At 62.2% G+C, this 1,248-nt stretch carries 1 protein-coding gene; it reads right to left on the reverse strand.

Translation table 11 applies throughout. The features are described 5' to 3' along the window. Positions 1-41: 41 nt before the first annotated feature. The coding region (locus GGQ90_RS28895) for an IS256-like element ISSpwi2 family transposase (RefSeq protein WP_246428517.1) at positions 42-1,248 on the reverse strand (1,207 nt) is incomplete at its 5' end.

Genomic DNA, 1,248 nt, shown 5'->3' on the forward strand with positions numbered 1-1,248 from the left:
GGGACTGTCAGGATTTCCGTGTGCGGCCGGGCGGTTGATCATCAGGCCGCCATGGCTCTGATGAAACGTTCGCCGAAGATCACGGCAAATTGCGCCTTCGCCATGGTCCACTCACGTGGTGGCATCTTCCACTCTTTCTCCGACCGATTCAAGATCAGGTAGAGCAGCTTGGTGGCGGCCTCGTCGCTGGGGAAGTGTCCCCTGGCCCTGACAGCCCGCCTGAGCTTCGAGTTCAAAGCTTCGATGGCGTTCGTAGTGTAGATGATCCGGCGGACCTCGTCGGGGAACGCAAAAAACGGGATCACCTCGCCCCAGGCGCGCCGCCAGCTCTGGCCGATGGCGGGATAGCGCTGCCCCCAAGGGCCAGCCTCAAATGCTGTCAGCGCCTTTTCGGCGGCATCTGCGTCGGTGGCACGGTAAATCTCCTTGAGCGCGCTGGCGAGGTTCTTTCGGTCCTTCCAGGAGACGAAGTCCATCGAGTTGCGCAGCAGGTGAACGATGCAGGTCTGGACGATCGCATCGGGGAACACTGCGGTGATCGCATCGGGAAAGCCCTTCAGGCCGTCAACGACGGCCAGCAGGATGTCTTCAACGCCACGGTTGCGAAGCTCGTTCATCACCCGAAGCCAGAACTTGGCACCCTCATTCTGCTCGAGCCACAAGCCGAGCACCTCCTTTGCGCCGTCGGCGCGGACGCCCAGCGCAATGTGGATCGCCTTGTTGCGCACCATGCCCTCGTCGCGGATCTTGACCCGGATCGCGTCGAAGAAGACCAGCGGGTAAACCGGATCGAGCGGCCGCTGCTGCCAAGTGGCGACCTCATCGAGCACGGCGTCGGTCACCGTGCTAATCAAATCGGGTGAGACGTCGATGCCGTATAGATCGTGCAGGTGCCTGGTGATCTCGCGGGTGCTCATGCCGCGCGCGTACATCGACACGATCTTGTCGTCGAAGCCGGGAAAGCGGCGTTGATACTTGGCGATCAACTGCGGGTCGAAGCTCGACTGGCGATCGCGCGGCACGTCGATCGCCAACTTGCCGGTGTCGGTCATTACCGTCTTCCGACCGTAGCCGTTGCGCATGTTGCCGGCGCCGTCTTCGCCAGCGAGGTGGTGATCCATCTCCGCATTCAGGGCACGCTCTGTCAGCGCCTTCTTCAGCGAATCGAGCAGACCGCCCTGCTCGAAGGCGGCACTGGCAGCGCCGCCCGCCAAAAGCTGATCGAGAAGCTCATTCGGTATGGCAGGT

Origin of the sequence: Sphingobium scionense, assembly GCF_014197035.1 — a bacterium.
Taxonomy (GTDB): Bacteria; Pseudomonadota; Alphaproteobacteria; order Sphingomonadales; family Sphingomonadaceae; genus Sphingobium; species Sphingobium scionense.